This window comes from Jatrophihabitans sp., assembly GCA_036389035.1.
GTDB lineage: Bacteria > Actinomycetota > Actinomycetes > Mycobacteriales > Jatrophihabitantaceae > Jatrophihabitans_A.
On record DASVQQ010000027.1, the window covers coordinates 69,268 to 93,682 of the forward strand.

At 70.0% G+C, this 24,415-nt stretch carries 21 protein-coding genes and 1 pseudogene; 9 read left to right on the forward strand and 13 right to left on the reverse strand.

Annotated features, from left to right (window positions below; genetic code table 11):
* Positions 1-320: 320 nt before the first annotated feature.
* Positions 321-707, reverse strand: a complete 387-nt coding sequence (locus VF557_15895) for a DUF3037 domain-containing protein (GenBank protein ID HEX8081694.1) — start codon at positions 705-707, stop codon at positions 321-323.
* A gap of 82 nt (positions 708-789) precedes the next feature.
* Positions 790-1,554 (reverse strand): HipA family kinase, encoded by a 765-nt coding sequence (locus VF557_15900; protein ID HEX8081695.1) that lies wholly within the window; start codon positions 1,552-1,554, stop codon positions 790-792.
* Positions 1,555-1,724: 170 nt separating this feature from the next.
* Here VF557_15900 and VF557_15905 point away from each other — a divergent pair, with 170 nt between their 5' ends.
* From VF557_15905 to VF557_15915, 3 genes are all read left to right on the forward strand, one after another.
* The gene (locus VF557_15905; protein ID HEX8081696.1) at positions 1,725-3,335 is read left to right on the forward strand and encodes an alpha-amylase family protein; all 1,611 of its coding nucleotides are present in this window, start codon (positions 1,725-1,727) and stop codon (positions 3,333-3,335) included.
* 146 nt (positions 3,336-3,481) lie between these two features.
* The gene (locus VF557_15910) at positions 3,482-4,342 is read left to right on the forward strand and encodes a hypothetical protein (GenBank protein ID HEX8081697.1); all 861 of its coding nucleotides are present in this window, start codon (positions 3,482-3,484) and stop codon (positions 4,340-4,342) included.
* Positions 4,339-4,857 (forward strand): hypothetical protein, encoded by a 519-nt coding sequence (locus VF557_15915; GenBank protein ID HEX8081698.1) that lies wholly within the window; start codon positions 4,339-4,341, stop codon positions 4,855-4,857. The genes VF557_15910 and VF557_15915 overlap by 4 nt, the downstream gene beginning before the upstream one ends.
* A gap of 39 nt (positions 4,858-4,896) precedes the next feature.
* Here the strand turns inward: VF557_15915 and VF557_15920 are convergent, their stop codons facing one another.
* On the reverse strand, positions 4,897-5,829 hold the full coding sequence (locus tag VF557_15920; GenBank protein ID HEX8081699.1) for a hypothetical protein: 933 nt from the start codon (positions 5,827-5,829) through the stop codon (positions 4,897-4,899).
* 168 nt (positions 5,830-5,997) lie between these two features.
* Between VF557_15920 and VF557_15925 the strand changes: the two genes are divergently transcribed.
* A complete protein-coding gene (locus VF557_15925; GenBank protein ID HEX8081700.1) occupies positions 5,998-7,170 on the forward strand; it encodes a 5'-3' exonuclease H3TH domain-containing protein in 1,173 nt (390 codons plus the stop codon).
* Between the two features lie 1,107 nt (positions 7,171-8,277).
* Here VF557_15925 and VF557_15930 read toward each other — a convergent pair.
* From VF557_15930 to VF557_15960, 7 genes and pseudogenes are all read right to left on the reverse strand, one after another.
* Positions 8,278-8,700 (reverse strand): annotated as a pseudogene (locus tag VF557_15930) (SRPBCC family protein).
* 12 nt (positions 8,701-8,712) lie between these two features.
* The gene (locus VF557_15935) at positions 8,713-9,570 is read right to left on the reverse strand and encodes a xanthine dehydrogenase family protein subunit M (GenBank protein ID HEX8081701.1); all 858 of its coding nucleotides are present in this window, start codon (positions 9,568-9,570) and stop codon (positions 8,713-8,715) included.
* Positions 9,567-12,071 carry a xanthine dehydrogenase family protein molybdopterin-binding subunit gene (locus tag VF557_15940; GenBank protein ID HEX8081702.1) on the reverse strand — a complete coding sequence of 835 codons (2,505 nt, stop codon included), beginning with the start codon at positions 12,069-12,071 and terminating at the stop codon, positions 9,567-9,569. Before VF557_15940 ends, VF557_15935 begins: the two co-directional genes overlap by 4 nt.
* Complete coding sequence (locus VF557_15945; protein HEX8081703.1) at positions 12,068-12,607, reverse strand: (2Fe-2S)-binding protein; 540 nt, start codon at positions 12,605-12,607, stop codon at positions 12,068-12,070. Before VF557_15945 ends, VF557_15940 begins: the two co-directional genes overlap by 4 nt.
* Positions 12,608-12,706: 99 nt before the next feature.
* The gene (locus VF557_15950; GenBank protein HEX8081704.1) at positions 12,707-13,837 is read right to left on the reverse strand and encodes an XdhC family protein; all 1,131 of its coding nucleotides are present in this window, start codon (positions 13,835-13,837) and stop codon (positions 12,707-12,709) included.
* On the reverse strand, positions 13,830-14,951 hold the full coding sequence (locus VF557_15955) for a VWA domain-containing protein (protein HEX8081705.1): 1,122 nt from the start codon (positions 14,949-14,951) through the stop codon (positions 13,830-13,832). The genes VF557_15950 and VF557_15955 overlap by 8 nt, the downstream gene beginning before the upstream one ends.
* Entirely contained in the window at positions 14,948-15,856 is a 909-nt protein-coding gene (locus tag VF557_15960) for a MoxR family ATPase (protein HEX8081706.1), read from the reverse strand. The genes VF557_15955 and VF557_15960 overlap by 4 nt, the downstream gene beginning before the upstream one ends.
* A 146-nt stretch (positions 15,857-16,002) precedes the next feature.
* On the opposite strand from VF557_15960, the gene VF557_15965 reads away from it, so the two are divergent.
* The 5 genes from VF557_15965 to VF557_15985 all read left to right on the forward strand — a co-directional run bounded on the left by VF557_15965 (position 16,003) and on the right by VF557_15985 (position 21,124).
* Positions 16,003-16,767, forward strand: a complete 765-nt coding sequence (locus tag VF557_15965; protein HEX8081707.1) for a lysophospholipid acyltransferase family protein — start codon at positions 16,003-16,005, stop codon at positions 16,765-16,767.
* Positions 16,768-16,838: 71 nt separating this feature from the next.
* Entirely contained in the window at positions 16,839-18,557 is a 1,719-nt protein-coding gene (locus tag VF557_15970) for a hypothetical protein (protein ID HEX8081708.1), read from the forward strand.
* A gap of 100 nt (positions 18,558-18,657) precedes the next feature.
* Positions 18,658-19,131 (forward strand): transcriptional repressor, encoded by a 474-nt coding sequence (locus VF557_15975; protein ID HEX8081709.1) that lies wholly within the window; start codon positions 18,658-18,660, stop codon positions 19,129-19,131.
* Between the two features lie 557 nt (positions 19,132-19,688).
* Entirely contained in the window at positions 19,689-20,390 is a 702-nt protein-coding gene (locus VF557_15980) for a helix-turn-helix domain-containing protein (protein HEX8081710.1), read from the forward strand.
* Between the two features lie 89 nt (positions 20,391-20,479).
* Positions 20,480-21,124 (forward strand): RES family NAD+ phosphorylase, encoded by a 645-nt coding sequence (locus VF557_15985; protein HEX8081711.1) that lies wholly within the window; start codon positions 20,480-20,482, stop codon positions 21,122-21,124.
* A 34-nt stretch (positions 21,125-21,158) separates the two neighbouring features.
* Here VF557_15985 and VF557_15990 read toward each other — a convergent pair whose 3' ends face one another.
* Genes VF557_15990 through VF557_16000 form a run of 3 tightly spaced genes read right to left on the reverse strand, consistent with a single transcriptional unit; the run spans position 21,159 to position 24,334 of the window.
* On the reverse strand, positions 21,159-22,382 hold the full coding sequence (locus tag VF557_15990) for an MBL fold metallo-hydrolase (protein HEX8081712.1): 1,224 nt from the start codon (positions 22,380-22,382) through the stop codon (positions 21,159-21,161).
* Complete coding sequence (locus VF557_15995; protein HEX8081713.1) at positions 22,379-22,933, reverse strand: hypothetical protein; 555 nt, start codon at positions 22,931-22,933, stop codon at positions 22,379-22,381. The genes VF557_15990 and VF557_15995 overlap by 4 nt, the downstream gene beginning before the upstream one ends.
* 36 nt (positions 22,934-22,969) lie before the next feature.
* On the reverse strand, positions 22,970-24,334 hold the full coding sequence (locus tag VF557_16000) for a patatin-like phospholipase family protein (protein ID HEX8081714.1): 1,365 nt from the start codon (positions 24,332-24,334) through the stop codon (positions 22,970-22,972).
* Positions 24,335-24,415 lie beyond the last annotated feature (81 nt).

Sequence of the window (24,415 nt, forward strand, 5' to 3'; positions counted from 1 at the left end):
CGCGGTAAAGCGACGAGGTCGCTGGGCAAGAACCATGGGTGGGTTCCTTCAGGGTCGGTGAAGCAGGGAGTGATGGGATGAACGGGCACGGCTATGGCCTGGCTGTCACAGCGACTTGCAGGCGCGCGCCCACCCCGACTCTGCTGACGGATGAGGGCCCCCCGCGCGTAACTACTGCCCGTAGCGGACGTTAGCCAGGTCTGCAGACAATTTCAATGGAAGTTCTTATTTTTCGGTCAATGGGTCGAAAGTGGCTGGCGAGGCTGGAGGGGTGATAGTCGCCCGCTGGTACGACAGGGCTTGGAGCTTTTGGTGGTGTGTCAGCCGACCAGCGTCTCCAGCAGGTGCTGTAGTTGCCTCGCCGGGTCCCCGGTCACGCCGCCGTGGATCGGCCCCGGTTGGATGACGGTGCTGCGTGGAGCGGCCAGCCAACCGAACCGCTGGCCCAGGCTGATCCCGGCCCCGGCGACCGGATCGGCCTGACCGCAGCAGTGCGCCTCGATGGCCGCCAGCGCCGACCGGGTCGCCTCCAGGTCGAGCTCGGGCGCCAACGCCAGCAGCCGGGCCTCCTGCAGCCGGCTACCGGCGCACAGATAGTCGGCGCTCTGGCTGTAGAGCACCACCCCGACGTTGACGAACTCCTCCCGGTCCACCCGCGGCACGCAGCGCAGCACCACGTACTGGAACCCGTGCCGGCTCATGGTCATCGGCTCTTCGCGCAAGCGCTCATCGCTGCCACTCGCTCCGGTCCTCGCTCATGCCGCTCGCTGCGATCCTCGCTCATGCCGCTCATGCCGCGACCGCCCTCGGCAGCCAGTTGCGGTCGCCGGCCAGCCGGGCCAGCAGGTAGTCCAGGTAGCGCTGGCGCACCGCGGCGGGCTCGGCGTTCTCCGGCTCCAGCCACTCGTCCGGAACCTGGGCCAGCACCTCTTCGAGCAGCCGGCGGTCGACCAGCGGCGCCAGCGCCCGGTCGGCCTCGGCCACTCCGGCGACATGGGAGACCAGCGCGTGCTCCGATGCGTCGTAGGGCTGCCGGGCGAAGCGCTGCGGATCGGCGCCCGGCCGGGACCAGCCGTGGTGGAAGTACAGCGCGGCGCCGTGGTCGATCAACCATAGCCGGCGGTGCCAGATCAGCAGGTTCGGGTTGCGCCAGCTGCGGTCGACATTGGCGGTGAACGCGTCCAGCCACAGGATGCGGGCCGCCTCCGCCGGGTCGGCCGGATAGCCGGCGTCCCAGCCGAACGAGCCGGGCAAGAAGTCGACGGCCAGGTTCAGCCCGACGCTGGCGTTGAGCAGGTCCTGCACCTCTTGATCCGCCTCGTAGCGGGCGATCACCGGGTCCAGCTCCAGGGCTCGCAGCTCGGGGACGCGCAGGTCCAGCCGGCGGGCGAGTTCGCCGACCACCACCTCGGCCACCAGCGCCTTCAAGCCCTGACCCGCGCCCCGGAACTTCACCACGTAGGTGCCCAGGTCATCGGCCTCGACGATGCCGGGCAACGAGCCGCCCTCGCGCAACGGGGTCACGTAACGGCTGGCCTGCACAGTGCCAATCACGCCTGCAGCCTAGGGCAGTCCCTCGCGCGGCCAGGACTGTCAGTGGCATCGCCTAACTTCGGCCATCTCGACCAGTTGGAGCGTTGACAGCTGTGATGCAGGTCACTAGTAAAGGAACGGGTAGCCGGCCGTCGTCGCCCGCGCTGCTGAACTCCATCGAAAGGACAGTCATGAAAAGAGCAAACTCCGCCGGGTCCACCGTGCCCGCCCGCGGCAGGAGCAGGGTTCGGCGTCGGATCTGGGCGGCGGTCGCGATCGCGGCCGGCTCGGTGACGGTGGCCGCGGCGTCGGTCACCGCTGTCAGCAGCGCCACCCCGAGTGCGACCGCGAACCAGACCGCGAACCAGACCGTGAGTCAGGCCGTGAGCGCGAACCGGGGCGGCGGCCAGGTCAAGCGCGACGTGATCGTCAACCTGTGGGAGTGGAACTGGGTCTCCATCGCCCGCGAATGCAAGACGGTGCTGGGCCCGAAGGGCTTCGGCGGCGTGCAGGTGGCGCCGCCGCAGGACTCCCTGTCCAAGACCGATGGCCCGGTGCATCCGTGGTGGGAGGTCTACCAGCCCGTCAGCTACAGCCTCACCAGCCGGATGGGCAACGAGGCGCAGTTCAAGTCAATGGTGGCCACCTGCCGCAAGGCCGGGGTCAAGGTCTACGTCGACGCGATCATCAATCACATGACCGGCCAGGGCAACCTGTCCTACGGCGGGCGCAGCTACACCAAGTACGAGTACGAGGGCCTCTACACCCGCGAGAACTTCCACCGGACGCCCACTGACTGCCCCAGCCCGAGCGGCAATATCGAGGATTTCAACAACATCCTGCAGGTCACCAAGTGCGAGCTGGTCAGCCTGTCCGACCTGCGCACCGAGACCAGCTACGTCCGCAACCGGGTGGCGGGTTACCTGAACAAGCTGCTCAGCTATGGGGTTTCGGGATTCCGGGTGGACGCCGCCAAGCACGTCGGCCAGGCCGATCTGGACGCCATCAAGCGGCTGCTGCGCAAGACCGTGGACGGCACCCGTCCTTTCTGGGCCCTCGAGGTGGTGCCCGGCGGTCCGGGCAAGCTGTCCCCGTGGGCCTTCCTTGGCCAGGGCCACCTGTTCGGCTTCGACTACGCCGGCCAGCTCCGCGACGCGTTCAAGAGCTACACCACCCCGCCGGGCGGCAACATCACCGCTCTGAAGGTCTTCGGCGAGCAGGCCGGCCTGCTGCCGAGTGAGAAGTCAGTGGTGTTCGTGCAGAACCACGACACCGAGCGCAACGGTTCGACCCTGAACTACAAGGACGGCGCCGCCAACATCCTGGCGCACGAGTTCATGCTCGCCTACCCCTACGGCACCCCGCAGGTCTACTCCAGCTTCGCCTGGACCGACCCCGAGGGCTCGCCGCCCGCCGACGCCCGGGGCTTCGTCACCAACACCGACTGCGACGCGGGCTGGATCTGCACCCACCGCGCCAAGGGGGTTCTCAACATGGTCGGCTGGCACAACTACGTCGGTGACGCCAAGCTCACCAACTGGGCCGACGACGGGGTCAACCTGATCGCCTTCAGCCGCGGTCACCGTGGCTGGTTCGCGGTGAACAACGGCGCAGTCGACAAGACCATGAGGTTCCAGACCGGACTGCCGCGCGGCACCTACTGCGACATCATCCACGGCAGCTTGAACGGTGGGGACTGCACGGGACGCACCTTCACGGTCGACAACCAGGGCTACGCCAGGGTGCGGGTGCCTGCCAAGGACGCGGTTGCCTTCACCGCGAAGGACCGGGAACGCCGCTAGCGACGCGCCGCTAGCCACGGCCGGTCGGCCGAGCCTTGACACCGGTTCTCACATCAAGGCTCGGCCGGCAAGGCTGCGACTCTGAGGTTATCCACAGTTCCGCCGCCTTCGAGGCGTCAAAACAACAGCTCGGGTAGAATAGGTATATGGATTCCAGCTCCGGGCGCGGTGGCCAAGGCGGTGGGGTCGCCTTATGGCCGCTCGCCGGACGTGACCAGCTGCTGAATGTGTACCGGCCCGGCGCGCAGCCCAGCGAAGGCCCGCTGCGCACACTTCGCTCACATCATTTGCTCTCAGACGGCGTGCGCATCCCCTTCGTTGAGCACAACCGGTTGAGTGGCCAGATGAGGATGTTCTGCTCGCTCAACCTCGACGCTGTTCGATGGGCCCGGCACGGTGAAACCGCCGCAGCCGCTGCTGCCGCCGCCGCTGCGGCTGAGATCGAGCAGGGCACTGATTTCGGAAGTCTGTGCAAGCTGTTGTCCACGCGTAGCCCGGCGGAGATCCGCCTTGTCGGGGCCGGCAGCGTCGGAGCAGCCGCAATCGATGGCGAACTCGGCGCGCTACTTCGGCGCATCGCCGTCAAGACTGAGCGGTTACGAACGGAGGTGCACAACCGCTGGCAGACGTCATGGGAGCACACGACCGTCGGGTGGGTCCTGAGACGTCAGGATGATTTCGTGTTGATGGCAACGAACGAGGGCTTTCGGACCCAGGTGCCGTTGCACTGGGCACTGAGGATTCATCGCGCCGATGCCGGGCAGGCACTCGTGCTCATCATCGAAGACTTGGACCACGTCGCGATCCATAGCGTTTTTCCGGGCTTGTGGCTCAGCGACCCGGGGCTTGCCGAGCAGCCGGTGACCAGAGTTGAACGCCCAGGTTCGGTGGATGTGGTGTTCGGCGGTCCTCGTACACCGCGTGTCTCCATCTCCGACGCAGACGCTGACCGTCTGGAGAAATCTGAGCCGTTGCGAGTGCTCGTGCCCGTGTCCGTATCTGAATGAGCCCGCCGTGGCAGGTGCGAGCCGCATGTGCTGAAGACGCGGAGCTGGTCAAGGCCTTTCGATGCGCTGATCCGCGAGCCGCGTACGAGCTGGAGGCCGAACGGTTCATCACCACAACGGTGTTGGCCTGGGGGCTCGATCCGTATGCCGCCAGCGGCGACCCCAGGCTGTTGCTGCTCTTCGACAAGGCAAGCGGTGCGCTGGTGGGCCTGGTGGCCCACGAGCAGTCCACTTTAGCTGCGAACGATGGTCGTGAATTCTTGGCCAGCAAAGTCGAGGTCGCCGCGGTGGCCTCGGCTTGGCAGGGCAAGCGATTCAGCGACGGCACCCGCGTCAGTGACGTCTTGATGTCTGCCTTGGTCGCCGATATCACTGCTCGGGTCCCTGGGCGCGACGCCCGCATGTGGGCGTACGTGCACACCGAGAACGTCCGATCCATCGCGATGTGTCGACGTGCCGGAATGCTCAATGAGCTGGCTGGCGCCCCTGACGGCTACCTGCTGCTTTCCAGCTGATTGGTCTCGTGATCCCAAACCTCACCGGCGATGCTGAGCTCAGCGCACCTCGTCGGGGGAGCGGGGCGGGTCGTCCTTGGCCAGCCGATGCTGGTCCTCGATCTCCTGACGTTCCTCGACCCGCTTCTTGATCCGGCCCAGCCCGGGCAACGAGCCGAGGATCTCGTTGAGTTCCTTGCTGGTGTCGAGCAGGTCGCGAAGGTCCGGCGCCACCGTGCCCATGGTCTTCATGATCGGCAGGACGTCGTTCTCCACCGCCCGCACCAGCTCGGGCAGCGTGTCGATGAGTTGGATGGCGGCGTCGACCTCGGCCGGGCTGGTCGATTCGGCCAGCCGGTTCAACACTGGCTCCAGGCCGCGCAGCGACGGCTCGAACCGCTCCAGCAGTCCGTCGGCGCGGCCCACCAGCTCGCCGGCCCGCTCAACCAGCGGGTCGGTCTGACCCAGCGCCGCGCCGGTGCGTTCCATCAGGGGTTCGGTGCTGTCGAGCACCGCGCCGGTGCGTTGGATGAGGGGTTCGGTGCTGTTCAGCACCGCGGCGGTCCGTTCGATCAGGGGTTCGGTGCTGTCGAGCACCGCGCCGGTCCGCTGGATGAGGGGCTCGGTGCTGTCGATGACCGCGCCTGACCGCTCGATCAGGGGTTCGGTGCTGTCGAGCACCGCGGCGGTCCGTTTGATCAGCGGTTCGGTGCTGTCGATGACCGCGCTCGATCGCTCCACCAGGGCGCCGGTCCGCTCAATCAGCTGCTCGCTGCCAACCAGCACCCGATCAGCCCGCTGGACGATCGTGCGGGCCTGGCGCTGGGTTTCATCGACCTCGCTCATGACCACGTTCACCTTTGCCACCACGCCCTCGATCTGGCCGATCAGGGTGATGACCCTGGGCACCAGGGCGATGGCCTGCTCGATCGCCTCATAGCCGCCCTCGGCCAGCCGCAGCAGATCCCGCGGTCCAGGAACACCAAGCCGCATCCAGACACCTCGTCACCTTCTCAGCCACGCCGCTCGAAGGCCGAGCGCCGCGGAGCCGGGAGAATCGCGCCAGCCACCTGGCGGTGCTGCCACCCTAACGGTGAGCCGGGCGTGGCTGTCGGTTGTCGCAGTGCCGCCCAGGAGCTTGCGACGTTTACAGTGGTGCCCGTGCAGGATTCTCCGGTGCTGCTGGCCGTCGATGGCAATTCGCTGGTCCACCGCAGCTTCCACTCCCAGGCCGGCACCGGGCTGCGCGCAGCCGACGGCCGGCCGCTGTGGGCGATCCGGGGACTGCTGACCCAGTTGGTGGCGGCGGCCGAGCGGATCTGCCCCACCGCCATCCTGGTCGGCTTCGACGATCCGGTCGCCAGCGTGCGGCGCACCCGCTGGCCCCAGTACAAGGCCAGCCGCACCGAGAAGCTGCAGAACCTGGTCTCCCAACTGGACGGCGCTGCCGAGGTGCTGCGGCGCATGGGCGTGGCAGTAGTGGTGCCTGAGGGGCTGGAAGCCGACGACGTGCTGGCCTCGGCCGCCCGGCTCGCTCCGCAGGTGGGCGCCCGGACCGTCATCATGACCTCTGACCGGGACTCCTTCGCCCTGATCGACGAGCACACCCGGGTGCTGCGGATCATCAACGGCGGAGTGGACGCCTCACCGCTGCTGACCCCCCAGCTGCTGGCCGTGATGCTCGGCATCCGTCCCGAGCAGTACTGCGACTACGCGGCGTTGCGGGGCGACCCTTCGGACAACCTGCCCGGGGTTCGCGGCATCGGCCCCAAGACGGCAGCCAGGCTGCTGACCACCCTGGGCACCGCCGCGGCGGTGTTCGACGACCTGGCCGCCGGTGGAGCCCGGGTGAGGGCGGCGGTGGGCAGCGCCGCTGCCAAGCGACTGGCCCAGCCCGAGGCGCGGACGGCCTGGGAACTGAATTGTCAGGTGATGCGGATGCACTGCGATGTCGAACTGGGCCTGGATCTCAGCGACATCAGCGGCGGCCCCGGCATGCTGCCGTTGGACCCGGCCGCGGTCGGCGCCGCCTTCCGGGACCACGAGCTGACCTGGACGACGCCGGCCGCACTGCAGTTCCTGGCTTACCAGAACCCGCCGGAGCGCCCCGTCGAGCAGGCCTGGTCCTCGGAGCGGACCGGCTGGTCCTCGGAGCCGCCCGACCTCAGCGGAGCCGAATCACCGCGACGTCCGGCCCCTTCCGGCGGCAGGACGGCCGGGGCGGCCCGGACGCCATCCGAGCACGGCCGACCGGGTGGACGCCGGTTCGGAAAGCTGGCCAAGCACGCCAGCCAGCCGAAGGACGCGGCCGTCCAGTTGTCGCTGTTTGATTGAGTCCCGCCGCTGGGCCGCCAGCTGCCTCTCGGCCGCGGCCCAGCGTTGGACGGCGGCCCAGTATTCGGTTGCAGCCTGCCGTTCGGCCGTACGGGAAGCGGAGCGCCGGCGACGGCGCAGCAGGAGCAGCAACACCAGCAGCGTCCCACCGGCGGCCACCGGAGCCAGCCGCTTGGCGATGGCCGGGCCGGCCGAGCCCAGCAGGTCGATCGGCTCGACGTCAGCGACCGCCGGTCGGTGTGCGGGCGGCGAGGCCAGGGTGGGCCCCGGCGCCGGCTGAGCCGGCCTGCCGGTTGATGCCACATCGATATCGTTGAGCCGCTGAGCCGGCGGGGCGGCCTCGGCGGCGGCCGCCGGTTCGACGGCCTGCTCATCCGAGGCCGCGCCGGGCAGTGCCACCACCGTCTCATCGACGGTGGGATCGGCGGCGGTGTCCGTCAGCGCGGCAGCGGGCTGAGCCAGCCCCGGGCCGGCGACGGCAGAGTCAGGCGCCACCGCCGGGGCGGTCCGCAGCTCGGCCAGGCCGGCTTCGACCACGCCCGGCTCGGCAAGCCCCGGCCCGCCGGCAGCCGGCCGGTCCGGAGCGGGCGAGCCGACGCCGGAGTCCACCTCACCGGCTGACCGGGCGAGGTCCGGTCCGGAGGCCCCCAGCTCCGCGGTGTCGAGGTCCGGGGTGTCGAGGTCTGCGGTGCCCAGCTGCTCGGCACTCTCGAGATCGGCACTGGCCAGCCGCTCCACGATGTCAGGATCGGCGGCGTCGAGCTGGCTTGCGGGGTCCAATCCGGCGGCGCCAACCCCGCCAGCGCCGATCCCGCCAGCGCCGATCCCGCCAGCACCAATCCCGCCAGCGCCGATCCCGGCGACGCCAACCGCGGCGCCAACCCCAGGGACGCCAACTTCCGCGATGCCGACCCGGTCAGCGCCAGCCCCGCCGGCACCGACCTCGCCGGCGCCGACCTCGCCAGCGCCGACCTCAGCGCCGACCTCGCCAGCGCCGGCGCCGACCTCGCCAGCGCCAGCCCCAGCGCCGACCCCGCCGGCGCCAACTCCGGTGCCTACCTCGGCTGCGTCCTGACTGCCGGCCTCGGACCCGGTCAGCTTGCCGGCCAGGCAGTCGGCGAACTGCCCGATCAGCTTGTTGCCGACGTCCACCATCACGCCCCGGCCGAACTGGGCGGGCTTGCCGGTGATGTTGAGGTCGGTGACGACGTTGACCGCGGTCTCGCTGCCCTGCGAGGTCAGCGTCGCGGTGATGATGGCCTTGGCGGTGCCGTTGCCGCGAGCGTCCTTGCCCTGGGCGTCGATCACCGCCCGGTGCCCGACGGCGTCCTTCTCGACGAAGCTGGCCTTGCCCCGGTAGGTGAGACCGATCGGGCCGAGCCGCACCTTGACGGTGCCGGTGAAGTCGTCGCCGTCCACGGTCTCGATCGCCGCACCCGGCATGCACGGCGCTATTCGTTCGATGTCGAGCAGCACCTTCCAGGCCTGGTCGATCTCGGCCGGCACCGTGAAGTTGTGGGTGAGCTGCATGCCGGCCCGCTCTCAGATCCCGGCCGCGTGCTGCACGGCGCGCTTGGTGAGCACCGTGACCAGGTGCTCGCGGTAATCGGCTTTCGCCGACAGGTCACTCGGCGCCGAGGTGCCCTCGGCGGCTGAGCCGCTGGCACTGGCCACCGACTCGGCAGTGGCCGGCGCCCCGGCCAGCGCCCGTTCGGTGGCCGAGGCGCGCAGTGGGGTGGAACCCATGTTGGTGAGGCCGATCCGGGCCTCGGTGATGACGCCGTCGGAGCGGTGCACCGCCGCGGCGACCGCCACGATCGACCACGCCTGGGCGACCCGGTTGATTTTCTCGTAATGGGTCGACCAGCCCTCACCCAGCTTGGGAACCCGGATCGAGGTCAGGATCTCGCCCGGCTGCATCGCGGTGGTCAGGTAGTCGAGAAAGAAGTCCCGGGCCGCGATCGAGCGCTGGCCGTTCGGGCCGTGCACCCGCAACTCGGCGTCCAGGGCCAGCGCCACGGCCGGCAGGTCACCGGCCGGGTCGGCGTGCGCGAGGGAGCCGCCGAAGGTGCCGCGATGGCGGACCTGCCGGTCGGCGACCGTCTCGGTGGCCTGGGCGATCAGCGGCGCGTGCCGCTTGACCAGCTCGTCGCCGACGATGTCGGCGTGGGTGGTCATCGCCCCGATCACGATGCCGTCGCCGTCATCGCGCACCCCGGTCAACTCGGCGATGCCGCCGAGGTCGACCACCAGCTCCGGATAGGCCAGCCGCAGCCGCAGGATCGGCAGCAACGACTGCCCCCCGGCCAGGATCTTGGCGTCCTCGCCGGCCGCGGCGTAGACCCGGACCGCCTCCTCGATCGAGGACGGCTTGACGTAGTCGAACGACGCGGGGATCACAGCTGGTCTCCTTCGGCTGCGGAACCGGCTGTGCCCGAACCGTCGGAAGATGAGGTGCTGGCGCCGCCCCACGAGACGGTGCCGCCGGGGTCGCGGCCGGATTTCTCCGCACCCTGGTGGATCGCCCGCCAGACCCGCTCGGGCGTGCACGGCATCTGCACGTCGTTGATGCCCCACGGCCGCAGCGCGTCGACGATCGCGTTGACGACCGCCGGGGTCGAGGCGATGGTGCCCGCCTCGCCGACGCCCTTGACGCCCAGCGGGTTCGAGGTGGCCCGGCTGACCGTCCGGTCGGTGGTGAAGCTGGGCAGGTCGGCCGCCGAGGGCACCAGGTAGTCCACGAAGGAGCCGGTGGTCAGGTTTCCCTCGTCGTCATAGACGGCCTCCTCGTAGAGGGCCTGCGCGATGCCCTGGGCCAGGCCGCCGTGCACCTGGCCGTCCACGATCAGCGGGTTGATCACCTCGCCGATGTCATCGACGCAGGTGTACTTGCGGATGGTGGAGAACCCGGTCTCGGTGTCGACCTCCACCGCGCACAGGTGGGTGCCGTGCGGGAACGAGAAGTTCTCCGGGTCGAAGGTGGCGTCGGCGTCCAGGCTGGGCTCCATGCCGTCCGGCAGGTCGTGCGCGGCGAAGGCGGCGAAGGCGATCTCGGCCATGCTCTTGCTGTTGCCGGGGGCGCCGCGCACCGAGAACGTGCCGCCGGCGAACTCCAGGTCGTCCTCGCTGGCCTCCAGCATGTGCGCGGCGATCCGGCGGGCCTTGGCGACCACCTTGTCGGCCGCGTTGACCACCGCGATCCCGCCCACCGCCAGTGACCGGGACCCGTAGGTGTCCAGGCCCTTGGGCGAGGACTGGGTGTCGCCGTGGATCACCTCGACGTCCTCGAACGGCACCCCGAGCCGGTCGGCCACGATCTGGCTCCAGGCGGTCTCGTGGCCCTGGCCGTGCGGGCTGACGCCGGTGACCACCTCGACCTTGCCGGTGGCCAGCATCCGGATCGAGGCGTTCTCCCAGCCGCCGGCGGCGTAGGACAGCGCGCCGAGCACCCGGGACGGGGCCAGCCCGCACATCTCGGTGAAGGTCGAGATGCCCAGCCCCAGCTGCACCGGGTCCTTGCGGGTCCGCCGCTCGGCCTGCTCGGCCACCAGCTCGTCCCAGCCGATCAGCTCCAGCGCCCGGTCGGTGGCCGCCTCGTAGTTGCCGCTGTCATAGGTCAACCCGGCCACCGTGGTGAACGGGAACTCCTCGTGGGAGATCCAGTTCTTGCGCCGAAGCTCCATCCGGTCCATGCCGAGCTCGGTCGCCAGCTCGTCCATGATCCGTTCGATCGCGAAGGTGGCCTCGGGACGTCCCGCGCCCCGGTAAGCGTCGGTGGGGGTCTTGTTGGTGAACACCCCCTCACACACGAACCGGTAGGCGTCGAACTTGTAGATGCTGTTGAACATGAACGCCCCGAGCACCGGGACGCCGGGAGAGACCAGCCGCAGGTAGGCGCCCATGTCGGCGTAGAGGTGGACGTCCAGGCCGGTCACGGTGCCGTCGCGCCGGGCGGTGATGGTGATGTCCTGGATCTGGTCGCGGCCGTGGTGCCCGCTCATCAGCGACTCCGAGCGCGACTCGGTGTACTTGGCCGGCTTGCCGAGCTTGCGGGCCACCAGGGCGGTGATCACCTCTTCGGGCGTCACCTGCAACTTGCCGCCGAAGCCGCCGCCGACGTCGGGGGCGATCACCCGGACCTTGTGCTCGGGCACGTTGAGGGTCAGGGCCAGCATGGTGCGCAGGATGTGCGGCACCTGGGTCGAGGACCACATGGTGAAGCCCTCGCCGTTGGGTTGCACCACGGTGGAGCGCGGCTCCATGAATGCCGGGATCAGCCGCTGCTGCAGGAACCGCCGGCTGACGGTCACCTCCGCCTGGGCGAGCACGTCATCGATCGGCGCGCCGGTGCCGGCCGTGCCGGAGTCGAAGATCCAGGTGAAGGACCGGTTGGACTCGATGTGGCTGTGCACCAGGTCCGCGTCCGGCGCCAGCGCCCGCTCCATGTCCAGCACCACCGGCAGTTGCTCGTAGTCGACGTCGATGGCTTCCAGCGCGTCCTGGGCCGAGGCCTTGTCGCGGGCGACCACCACGGCCACCGCCTCGCCGACGTGGTTGACCTGCTCGACGGCCAGGCTCGGATGCCCCGGGTTCACCATCTCCGGGGTGACCGGCCAGGCACACGGGATGCTGCCCTGGATGTCGGCGAAGTCCCGGCCGTTGTAGGCGGCCAGCACGCCCGGCCGGCTGAGCGCCGCCGAGACGTCGATCCCGGTGATCCGGGCGTGCGCCATCGGGCTGCGCAGGATCGCCAGGTGCACCATCCCTGGCATGGTCATGTTGTCGGTCCAGGTGGTCCGGCCGGTGATCAGGTGCGCGTCTTCCTTGCGCTTGCGGGCCTGGCCGATCTCGCCGGACGGCCCGCCGACGGCGACCTCGGGACGGTCTTCGGTGGTGGTCATGCCGAGGCCTCCACTGTCGAGTCGGACGCGATGGGGTCGGAGGAGGCCGGGTCAGCCGGATTGCGCGCGGCCGCCATCGCCGCGCCGGCGGCCTGCACCGCGGCCACGATGTTCTGGTACCCGGTGCACCGGCAGAGGTTGCCCTCGATGCCCTCGCGGACCTCGTCCTCGGACGGGTTCGGGTTGTCCCGCAGCAGGTCGCAGGCCGCCAGCATCATGCCGGGCGTGCAGAAGCCGCACTGCAGGGCGTGCTTGTCATGAAATGCCTGCTGCACCGGGTGCAGGGCGCCGTCGGCGCCGGCCAACCCCTCGACGGTGGTCACGCTGGCGCCGTCGGCCTGCACCGCGAGCACCGAGCAGCTCTTCACGCTCAGCCCGTCCAGCAGCACCGTGCAGGCGCCGCAGTTGCTGGTGTCGCAGCCGATCACCGTGCCGACCTTGCCGAGCCGGTCACGCAGGTAGTGCACCAGCAGTAATCGAGGCTCCACCTCGTCGGAATAGGCCGTCCCGTCGACATTCACGTTGACCCGGGTCATGAAACCTCCAACTCGCATCGGATGGCGCTCGGACAATCCCTCAGCTCAGACAATCTCTAAAACCGGAATACCGCAAGGCTCTACCAGGACGCCCGGCCCTCATCGCGCGAGCTCCTTGGCCAGCGCGGCGTGGATCGGCCCGTCGGCGCTGCGCAGCGGCTGGCCCGAGCCGCCCCAGCGCGCCGCGATGATCTCCGCCGCCACTGAGACGGCGGTCTCCTCGGGGGTCCGGGCGCCGATGTCCAGGCCGATCGGCGCCCGCAGCCGGGCCAGCTCGGTCTCGGTCAGCCCCAGCTCGCGCAGCCGTTGCAGCCGATCGTCGTTGGTCCGCCGGGAGCCCATCGCGCCGATGTAGGCCAGCGGCATCCGCAGCGCCAGCTCCAGCAGCGGCACGTCGAACTTCGGGTCGTGGGTGAGCAGGCAGACCACCGTCCGCTCGTCCACCTCGGTCGAGGCCAGGTAGCGGTGCGGCCATTCCACGATCACCTCGTCGGCGTCGGGAAAGCGCCGCCGGGTGGCGAAGATCGGGCGGGCGTCGCAGACGGTCACCCGGTAGCCGAGGAACGAGCCGATCCGGGCCACCGCCGAGGCGAAGTCGATCGCGCCGAAGACGATCATCCGGGGCCGGGGCGCGTACGAGGCGACGAAGACGGCGATGTCGTCCACCCGGCGCTCGCCGTCGTGGCCGTAGTGCAACACCCCGGTCCGGCCTTGCGCCAGCAGGCCCAGCGCGTCGTCGCGGAGCGCGTCGACCAGCCGTTGCGAGCCGTCGGTCACCAGGTCGCCCGACACCGCGCCGGGCCGGATCACCAACCGCCGGCCAAGCAGGTCCGCCGACGCCTCGATCACGGTGGCCACCGCCACCGGCCGGCCGGCCCGGATGTCCTCGGCGACCTCACCGAACTCCGGAAAGCTGGCCGGGCCGACCCGCTCGAGGAAGATGTCGATGATGCCGCCGCAGGTCAGCCCGACCGCGAACGCGTCGGAGTCACTGACCCCGTAACGCTGCAGCACCGGCTCGCCGCCGTCGCGGACCTCGGTGGCCAGCTCGTAGACCGCGCCCTCGACGCAGCCACCGGACACGCTGCCGGCCGCGCTGCCGTCCGGCCCGACCAGCATCGAGGCGCCGGGCTGCCGTGGCGCCGAGCTCCAGGTCGAGACCACGGTGGCCAGCCCCACCTCGGCCCCCTGCGCCCACCAGTCCTGCAGTTGGTCCAGCACGTCACGCATCGGCGATCACCTCGACCAGCTCCTCCAGGGCCGCGAAACTGTGCCCGGCCACCAGCGCGTCCAGGTGCGGCAGGGCCGCCACCATGCCGCCGGTGACCGGCGCGAAACCATCCTTGCCCTTGTGCGGGTTCACCCACACCACCGCGTGGGCCAGCCGGGACAGCCGGGCCAGCTGGTTACCCAGCTCGGCCGGGTCACCGCGCTCCCAGCCGTCCGAGCACAGCACCACCACCGCGCCACGCGCCACCCCGCGCTGGCCCCAGCGGTCAGAGAACGCCTTCAGCGCCTCACCCAGCCGGGTGCCGCCCCGCCAGTCCGGAACGGCCCGGCCGGCGGCGGCCAGCGCCCGGTCCGGATCGCGCAGCCGCAGCTCCCGGGTCACCCTGGTCAGCCGGGTGCCGACCGTGAACACCTCGGTGCTCAGCGGCGCGCGCCTGGTGGCGGCGTGCCCGAAGCGCAGCAGCCAGTCGGCGTAGGGCGACATCGAGCCGCTGACGTCGATCAGCAGCACCAGCCGTCGCGGCTTGAGCCGGCGGCGCTGGCGGATCAGCTCGGTGGGCTCGCCGCCGTCGCGCAACATCTGGCGCACCGACCGGTCCAGGTCCACCCGGCCCCGGTGGGCCCGGGTGTAGCGCAGCGAGCGCCGGCCCGAGGCCCGCGGCGCCAGCAACCCGAACAACCGCTGCAGCTGCTGGCGCTCGGTCACGCTGAGCGCCGTGACGTCCTTGTGCCGCAGCACCTCGTGCCGGCTGGCGTGCACCGCGAAGCCCGGGCTGTCCTCGGCGTCCTGCCGCTCGCCGTCCTGGTCCGGCTCGAAGGGCGCGGGCCGGCGCACCAGCGGCGGCTCGCTGACGGTCCTGGAACCACGCTGCCGGCGGCCGCCGAAGTACAGCGCGAAGGCGGCGTCGTAACGGTCGAGGTCCTCCGGGTCGGCGCACAGCGTCACCCGGCCGGCCCAGTACACCTGCGCCGGGTCCAGCACGTCCAGGTGCCCGAGCGCGCTCAGCATGGCCTGCACCCGGTCCGGGCCGGCCGGCACGCCGGCGTGCCGCAACGTCCGGGCGAAGCCCAGCACCACGTCGGTGAAGTCACGTCGCTGGACAGCTCCGCTCATCCGGCCAGCTCTGCCAGCACCGTGTCGCGGATCCGCACGGCGTCCTCCTGGTACTTCAGCACCGCGCCCAGCGTCGCGGCGGCCCGGTCGGCGTCCAGGGCGTCGGCGCCGAGCAGGTGCAGGGCCTGCGCCCAGTCGATCGACTCGGCGACGCCGGGCGGCTTGAGCAGGTCGGCCTCGCGCATCCGGCGCACCGCCGCGGCCACCTCGCGGGCCAGCCGCTCGCTCACCTCGGGCAGCCGGCGGCGCAGGATCGCCACCTCGCGCTCGTAGGACGGGTGCGCCACCCAGTGGTAGAGGCAGCGCCGCTTCAGCGCGTCGTGCACCTCGCGGGTCCGGTTCGAGGTGAGCACCACCAGCGGCGGCGTCTCGGCGCGGATGGTGCCCAGCTCGGGGATGGTGACCGCGTTGTCGGCGAGCACCTCGAGCAGGAACGCCTCGAACTCGTCGTCGGCCCGGTCGATCTCGTCGATCAGCAGCACCGACGGGTGGTGCTCCAACGCCCGCAGGATCGGCCGGGCGATCAGGAACCGCCGGTCATAGAGCGAGCGCTCCAGCTCCTCGGCGTCGCGGTAGCCCCCCGCGCCGGCGGCCAGCCCGCCGGCGCTCTCGGCCGCCCGCAGGTGCAGCACCTGCCGGGGAAAGTCCCAGTCATAGAGGGCCTGCGAGGCGTCGATGCCCTCGTAGCATTGCAACCGGACCAGCTCGGCCCCGGTCACCTCGGCAAGCGCGTGCGCCAGGCTGGTCTTGCCGACGCCGGCGTCGCCTTCCAGGAACAGCGGCCGGTGCATCCGCAGCGCCAGGAACGCCGCGGTGCTGAGCCCCTCGTCAGGCAGGTAGCCCACCCGCTCGAGGGCGTCGCCCAGGCCGTCCGGGTCGAGGGTCTGCAGGTCCACGGGCGCCATCGACCCAGCATGGCCTCTTACCGCCGGACGCGCCACGTCGCCCCCCGGCCCCTGCCACGTCGCCTGCAACGTCGCCCCCGGCCCCCTGCCACGTCGCCTGCAACGTCGCCCCCGGCGCCTGCCACCGGGCCGCTACGGTATGGCAGATGGAGCCGGTGTACTCATCAGTCATCGCATTCGCCCGGGGCGTGTTCGCCCTGCAGGGGTTGCGCTTCACCATCAACGGCGTCGAGAACGTGCCATCCGCCGGCGGCGCCGTGATGGCCATCAACCACACCGGCTACATGGACTTCACCTACGCCGGCCTGGCCGGCCTGCAAGCGGGCCGGCTGATCCGGTTCATGGCCAAGGAGCAGGTGTTCCGGCATCCGGTCAGCGGGCCGCTGATGCGCGGCATGCACCACATCCCGGTCGATCGCGACGCCGGCGCCGCCTCCTACCGGGCCGCCGTGCAGGCGCTGAAGGCTGGCGAGATCGTCGGGGTCTTTCCGGAGGCGACGATCTCGCGGTCCTTCGAGCTGAAGGAGTTCAAGACCGGGGCGGTCCGGATGGCGGCCGCCGCCGGCGTCCCGCTGCTGCCGATGGTCATCTGGGGCTCGCAGCGGGTCTGGACCAAGGACCATCCCAAGCGGCTCGGCCGCACCCGGACCCCGATCATCGTCAGCATCGGCGCCGCGATCCCGGTCAACCGCAAGGACGCCCCGGAGGTGGCGCTGCACGCGTTGCGCAAGGCGATGACCGAGTTGCTGCACGCGGCCCAGGACGCCTACCCGCCGCTGACCGGTGCTGAGCTGAAGTTCCTGCCGGCCCGGCTCGGCGGCGCCGCGCCGACCCCGGAACAGGCCCAGCGGCTCGATGAGGTCGAGTCCGCCGCCCGGGCCGCCAAGCGAGCCGGACCGGCCCCGGACTAGCGCCTGCCGCTGGCGAATGCGCAGTCATCAGTAAGGCGTGCCACGGCGCCCGCCCCTTAAACTGGCCGGAAATGACCAGTCAGCAAGACCTCGAACGGGTCCTCTCGCGCGAGCCTTCCCCGGTCGTGGTCGGCCGACCACAGCCCTGGACGGCTCCTCGACGCCTGGTGCCGCCCGGCCTGGTGTTGCGGGTGCTGACGGTGCTGGGGCTGGTGCTGACCCCGATCGCGGCCGGCCTGACGGCGGTCTCCTGGGCGCCGCCGGCCCAGGTGCGCGACATCGGCCTGGACGGGCTGAGCGCCCAGGTGGACGTGGGGATCGGCAGCAACACCATCGCGATCGACTCCGGGCTGCTCGGCGGCCTGCGCCGGCCAGGTCCGGTGGTGCTGGGCAAGCACGTGGGCATGACCGTCCGGCCCAGCAACCTGAACCTGTCGCTGTTCGGCCCTACCGGCGCGCTGGACCGCTCCACGATCGACGTGGCCGGCCACCTGTTCGCCGACGAGCAGGCCCGCCGCGATGAGCTCAACGAGGTCACCGCCGCTGTGCTGCGCCACTACGGCGCCATCGGCTTCGGCACGGCCTACCTGGTGGCGATGCTGGAGATCCTCGGCTACGCCTACCTCAAGCACCGCCGGCGGATGGTGGCCCGGCTCGCTCCGCAGCAGCGGGCAGCGGTGCTCGCCGACCGCCGGCCGGAGCGGACGGTGGCCCGGCCGGTGGCCGTCGTGGCGATGCTGGCCGTGCTGATCCCGGCCGGCTACCTCTGCTCCCCGCTGTCGGACCGCCACCAGCCGATCAGCCCGGACAGCCAGCTCCAGGACACCTTCCTGTCCGGCTGGCAGATCACCGGCCCGTTCAAGTACCTGATCACCCAGGCCGCCACCACCGTCGACTCGCTGAGCAAGACCGAGCAGGCCTTCTACGACCGGGTGTCGGCCAACCGGGACATCGCCTTCGAGGCCCGTTTCGGCATACCCACGCTGCCCAGGGACCCGAACCTGATCCGGATCGCGGTGCTCGATGACCTGCAGGGCACCAGCGGGATGGCCCGGGTGGTCGGTGAGAGCGCCCAGCACATCTCGGCCGACGCCATCCTGAACCTGGGTGACCTGACCGCGACCGGAACGGCCCAGGAGGCCTACCTGTCCTACCTCAAGAGCTACACCGTGGACGTGCTGGCCCGCTACGCCGGCGACATCCCGGTGTACACCTCGCTGGGCAGGCATGACACCCCGGCGGTGAAGGCCTACGCCAAGAAGGTGAAATTCTCCGTCGCCGACGGCACCGCGCAGAAGATCGCGGGTGCTGAGTTCCTCGGCGCGAACAGCCCCTACGTCTCCCATTTCGGCTCGGCGGCCGAGCTGATCGACCCGGCGATCACGACGGAGACGGTGGCCGCCGGGCTGCGCCGGATCGCCTGCGCCGACCCGCCGCTGGCGGTCTACGCCCACGACAAGGAGCTGCTGGACGAGGTGACCGACAGCGGCTGCGTCCCGATCGTGATCGGCGGCCACGACTACACCGGCAGGCCGAGCGCCGACGTGAGCACCCCGAACGGCGTGGTGCGCCGGATCATCCTGGGCAGCACCGGCGGCCACGGCGCCGGCGACGGCTTCGGCGGCCTGTCCACCCCCCGCAACAACGCCCCGTTCGTGCTGCTCACCATCGACCGCACCTCCGGGGCGGTCACCGCCGACACTGTGACCGTGCATCCCGACGCCTCGGTCATCATGACGACCAGCAACCTGGCGCCGCTGAGCGTCGAGCAGCTGGCCCTGCTGGATTGATCATCACCGCCGGGCATGACCGGCCAGGGTGGATAAGGGACACTGGTGCGGACGGCAGGCGGAAAGTCAACAGCCGGGGAATCCACAGGAGGGAAAAAGCATGACGGCAGGACGGACAAGCCCACCGACGCCGGCCGGCCCGCCGACCACCCGGTTGCGCAACACCCGCCAGGCCGAGGCGGTCGAGTCGATCATGCGCGAGGCCGATGGTTTCCGGACGGCGCAGGACCTGTTCGCCGAGCTGCGCCGGCGCGGTGACCGGATCGGCCTGACGACGGTGTACCGGCACCTCAGCACGCTGGCCGAGCAGGGCAGCGCCGACGTCGTGCACACCGCCGACGGCGAGTCCCAGTACCGGCTGTGCGGGGTGCCGGCCGGGGCCGGCGAGCCGGCCGAGGATCACCACCATCACCTGGTCTGCCGGCAGTGCGGTCGCAGCGTCGAGGTCAGCGGGCCCGAGGTGGAGGCGTGGGCCGAACGGGTGGCAGCCGCCGCCGGTTACACCGAGGTCAGCCACACCCTCGAGGTGTTCGGGCTGTGCCCGCAGCACTCCAATGATGCAGTCCAAAGCTGAGCTTGCAGGGTAGACGACAAGCAATGCGGGAAGCTGTCTTCTGACATGCTGATCGGGCCGCCAGGGGCCCGTCCTAGGGCTAAGCTTGTAAAGCTTGCAGCGCTTGCGTTACTTGCATTGCTTGCTGACGCTGTACCGTTGCTGCTGTGACTCGCCGCTCGGAATCTGGACACGCCGCCTCAGCCTCGACTGCCAGCGCCAAGGCTTCTGCACGTAAGCCCACTCGAAAGGCGGCAGTGAAAGCCACCAAAACGTCTGCCCTTCCTACAGCCAAACAGAAGGCCGTGGGAGCTTCCTCAGCTAAACCCGCTGCTAAGGCGGCGTCGGCGATGAGGTCAACAGTCAAGCAAGCTCCTACCAAGAAGGCGGCTACAGCGGATAAGTCGACCGCCGCGAAGTCGACCGCTGCGAAGTCGACCGCTGCGAAGTCGACCGCCGCAAGTAAGACGGCGGCAAGTAAGACCACCGCGCCGCGTTCGGTCGGGAAGGGGGTCGTCCGCGGAAGGCACTCAAGAGTCGCGATCTCTGGGCGTTACGTCAGCGAATCTCGGGCCCGGGTGGCAACTACCCCTGGACCTCGCGCCAGTCGTGCGGCCGTAGAAAGCCGTACTGATGAGTCGGTTCTTCAGCGGCGGCAGACGGGAAATGGAGCTGGCGCCGCCCTCACTGTCTCCAAGGACATCCTCACCTTCCATGCCAGCGAGAAGGGAACGCTGGAGGCAGCCCGCCGGTTTTTGGGCTTGCTTTCCGAGGCCCGCGGACCTGACCGGGTCGCGTTGGAGGATGCGGTTTTTAGGGTAGTCGATGTCAGTGACGACGGTCTTGACGAATCGTTGTGGGGTCCTACGCCAACACCTCAGCAGGGCGCGGCGGCGGCATTGGAGACGGTCGCCACGCGTTTTGCCGAACGGAACCGACTCGCGGATCATTCATGGTCACGAGAGCAAGCGGCCGACATCCTTGGCGTCACGCCGCAATCAATAACTCTGTGGTTGGACAAGGGCGATCTAGTGGGGTTTAAGAGCCACGGCAGTTGGCGCATCCCCCTGTGGCAGTTCGAACCGGACTGCGAGCGTGGCGTGCTGCCGGGAGTTGCGGCGCTGAAACGCGCTTGGCCTGGCGGAGTGGTCTCACTGTCGCACTGGGTGACACGTCCGAGCGCCGACCTGGACGAGCGAACCCCGCGCGACGCGCTGGCAGCCGGACAAGTGAAGGATGTCGTCACCCTCGTCGGCAGCCTTACCGCCGCCGGGTGGTAGTTCAACTCGGTCCGCCGCCAAACCCGCTACCACGGGGCGGTGCCACATGGAGGTGGATACGCACGCCAGGCTCCTGGCACTGGTGTCGTGTGTACCACCTCGGTAGTCACGCGTCCAACGGTCACACCCCACGCAGGTGGGGGCCGCTCGCCCGATTCGACCCGCATAGACCTGACGGCGGCGGAGCTCCACAGCTCGACCCGGATGGCCGGTCGGTGTTGTACGTCGGCGTCAACCTGGTCACGAGCATGTGCGAGGTGTTTGGCGAGACCCGAGAAGCGCTCTTCTGTCCTCGATGGCGCGTCGCCATCCTCCAGCCCACTGACGCAGCTGGCATCGACGTGTTCGATTTGACCATTCCTGGGTCCGCTATGGCGATCGGCGCGCTGCCGGCTCTCGCGGACGGCGCGCTGCCGCGCGCACTCACCCAGCAGTGGGCGCGCGCCGTCTACGAGCAGCAGCCAACCTACCCGCCGACACACGCAGCGGGTATCCGCTATCGCTCGGCCTACAACGGTGATCTAGCTCTGGCGATCTGGGACACCGCTGGCGGGGCAGCAATAACCACCGTGAGTGCCGCCGGAGTAGCGGAAGATCTTCCACTTAACGATCCCCGCATTCAGTTTCGCGTTCAGACCCAACTGCTCAAGCGGCGAATTGACATGCGCGTGATCGACTCCTCGGCCTGTTCGTTTTGTGATAGGGATCCGTTCCGTAGACCGACCGGTAGGTAGCTAGCCCGATGCGCGGTCGGGGCCGGATGACCGGTCACTTCGACTTGGCCGGCTTGGGTCGCAGCACCTCACGGGCGGCGGCCAGCTCGATCGGCGTCCCCGGGGCGTCACCCAGCCGGAACAGCCGGATCGCCCGTCCGGGCACCCGGGAGAGGACGGCGGCGATCGACCCCGCGGGGGCGCCGCTGTCGAGGTCGCTGCCGGTGACGTGGATGCCGAGTCGCTGGTCGGACTCGCGGGCGGTGCCCTTGGTGGTGGTGGCCTGGCGGGCCTCGCGGGCCGCGTCCATGGCCAGCTGGTGCGGAAAGCCGTACTTGCCGCCGCCGCCCACCGATGAGACCAGCGCGATGGGTGCGGCGACCCGTTCCAGCAGTTCGAGGTTGACCCCGTGCTTGGACGCGTGGTGGGAGATCTTGAACAGGTCGGCGCTGAGGTCGTCCCTGCCGTGAGCGCCGCGCAGTTCCTTGGCCAGCGCGGCATTCTGGGACTGCTGCAGGTCGGGAAAGTCCACGGTGGTCTGGGCCCATGACCTGAACTGGGCATCGGCGCCGAGCAGCAGCCGCCTGGAGGTTTGGGACGAGGCTCGCCGGTTGGTGCGCGGCGCGGTGTCCGGCTGGGCGAACAGCTGAGCCGCGGGGTAGTCGACCATGATCGTTATGGAGGAGTCGTTGATGTCGACGCCATAGGTGTCATACCGGTTGCGCAGGCCGACACCCGGGCCCAGGACGGTGAGCCGCAGCCAGTCGAGGGTCAACCGGGTGCCGGCGGTGGGTTGCAGCCGGCGGATCCACGGGCTGCTCTCCAGAGCGACCATCAGGTTGTGGAACGACGGCGTCGGAAAGAAGTAGCCGGGCTCCCAGAACTGGTCGACGCAGCCGGACGGCCCGTTGTAGCGCTTGAGCAGGTCGGTCATGCCACCGATGTGATCGTGATGCGGATGCGTCGCGACCAGTAGCTGAATCTGCCCGGCCGTGCCCGGCGCCTCGATCAGCCCGGCGGCGTGCAGCGACTCGATCAACGCGGGAAGCTTGCCGGGGGTCGCCACGTCGACGATGACCAGCCGGCGGACCCGGTCATTGCTGTTGGGCGGCAGCAACAGCAGCTGGGTGTCGCCGTCGCCCACGTTGAGCAAGAAGTACACCAGCGCGTCGGGGTCCTCGGCGATCGCTGCCAGCAGCGAACCCGGCGGGGCCGCGACGGCGTCGAGACTGGACTCGGGAACCGGGCCGACCGCGATCCCGCCGGCGTGAACGGTCATCGGGGCCCGCGTGGCGGGGCGGCGACCCGCAGCGCCCGCAGCTGCCGGGCGGTCCGCGATCGCAGCGTCTTGGCCTGCTCGGCGTGGACCTGCTCGTCCACCGATTCCGCGGGCGGCACCGCGCCGAGCGCGGCGTGGTAGGCCAGCTTCGCCGCCTCCCGGGCATCGGCTGAGATGTCATAGAGCGAGCCGGTGAACAGCTCCCGCAGGTCGTTGACCTGGTGCTCGGCCTGCCCGCCGGATTCGGCCCAGCTCCGCACGGCGAAGGCGTCGCCGCAGCGTGGGCGGCGCCTGAGCCCGTTCGGTGAGTACAGCTGAGCGCGCAGCAGCTCGACCGTGACCGCGGCGGCGTCGCTGTCATATTCGTTGTCCGCCACCCAGATCAGGCGACCGTGCTGGTCGACCTCGGGCCAGGGCCAGCGCCGCAGCAGCGCGAGCGGGCCGACCACCTCCTCCACCACGACATAGCTGAAGGCGGCCAGGTCCTCGGCCTGCGCTTGCAGGTCCTCAGGAACCCAGACGACCGTGCTTCCTGGCGGTGTCGCGGTCATGGCCGCCTTCCTTCAGTGGCGCTGAGATGAGCGTGGTCAGTCCATCAAGGATTGGAACCGCTGCTTGGACGGCAGGTCGTACAGCGGGGCGCCGGCGAAGACGTGCAGGTTGGCCATCGTGAGCACGTACCCGTGCCACAGCAGGGCCGTCGCGTTCTCGCGTCCCAGCTTCGCCAGCGTGGTAGGCACCGCCATGGACCTGGTCCGAGCCTCGTCGATCCAGGACTGGTTCGCGAACGCGCTGAGCTTCGCGGCGACCTGCGCGCAGGCGGCCTGCTCGGCGGCCGAGGACAGGGTGACGGTGCTGGTCCACCGGGGCGTCGAGGCGATGTGGGTCAGCGCCCCGCTCAGGCCGGCGGCTGTGAGCAGCTGGTCGCGCTGCGGGCCGGCCGGCAGCGTCCGAGCGGTCCGGACGGTGTCGAACTGATGTATCAGCCCGGATCGCCGGTTGGTGGTGCCGACCTGGTAGAGGATGCCCTTCTCCTTGAGCATGGTGATCAGCTCGCCCAGCAGCGGCACCCGCATCAGGGCCGGGGCGCTGGACCAGCCGCTCCGGGCCGAGGCGTTGACGACCAGCAGGTTCTGCGGCTGCTGACCGGCCAGGCCGGCCAGCTCGGGACTCTGCGCCACCCGCCCGGTGAAGCCCTGCGCCCACTGATCACCCATGTTGTCGTACACGCCGCCGTCGACCAGCCACAGCGACTTGCGCGCCTTCGCCGTGAAGCCCAGCTTCTGCGCGGACAGCGAACGAGCCGGAAAGCCGCCGGGAAAGCACGCCGATGCCTGCACCGCGGTCGACAGCTGCAGGTCACCGGCGCCGGTCGAGGCGCCGTACTCGTAGCTGTAGGCGAAGGCCCGCGAGAAGTAGGCGTGCACCTTCGACTGGACCTCGGTCGCGCACAGCACGTGCGTCACCGAGGCGTTGAGGTCCTTCAGACGGATCGCCTGTCCTGCCGGTGTCCTGAACAGCAACCGCCGGAACACCCGGTCGGCGATGAGGCTGCGTGCCTGGGTGAGCCCCAGCGCCACGATCAGGCCGAGGACGCACAGCGCGGCCTGGAGCCAATCCGGGCCGGGGATGAACCAGGCCGCGATCGCCAGCACCAGTCCCAGCACGATGCCGGCCAGCAGGGCCACGGCCTCCGGCGCCCACTGCACGGTGCCCTCGACGGCGCAGCGCTTGACCAGCGGCCTGGCGGCGTCGCAGAACTCGGGACCGGTGACGGCGGTGTAGTCGAGGTGGGCTCCGACGAAGCCGTTGGTGAGGGAGCCGCCGGACACCGACGAGATCGAGGTGACCTCGGCATTCAACCCGGAATCAGCCAGGTAGATGAGCGCGCCGAGGCCGAAGAGGCTGGCACGGTGTCCACCACCGGAGATCGCAATCGACCAACTCGCCATCGGCGCATTCTCGTTGCCGGGGAGCGACATCACCGTAAGGCACACCGGCCTATAGCGTCATGAAAGGACTTCGCACGCAGT